The 290-nt window shown below is 72.8% G+C and carries 1 pseudogene; it reads right to left on the bottom strand.

The features are described from left to right. Positions 1–290: pseudogene (locus tag IQ279_RS27630) on the bottom strand (modular polyketide synthase); the annotation flags it as partial.

Raw genomic sequence — 290 nt, 5'->3', positions numbered from 1 at the left:
CCGAACGAGGAGACGGCGGCCCGGCGCGGGCGTCCGGTTTCCGGCCACTCGCGGGCCTCGGTGAGCAGGGCGAGGGCGCCGGTGTCCCAGTCGATGTGGGGGGAGGGCTCCTGGGCGTGCAGGGTCTTCGGCAGTGTCCCGTGCCGCATCGCCTGGACCATCTTGATGATGCCGCCGACGCCGGCGGCGGCCTGTGCGTGTCCGATGTTGGACTTCAGCGAGCCCAGCCACAGCGGGTTGCCGGTGTCGTGGTCGGCGCCGTACGTGGCGAGCAGGGCCTGGGCCTCGAT

Origin of the sequence: Streptomyces verrucosisporus, from assembly GCF_017114865.1 — a bacterium.
Taxonomy (GTDB): domain Bacteria; phylum Actinomycetota; class Actinomycetes; order Streptomycetales; family Streptomycetaceae; genus Streptomyces; species Streptomyces fenghuangensis.
Note: the sequence above shows the minus strand (reverse complement) of the source record. Positions and strands in the feature narration are given on the sequence as shown.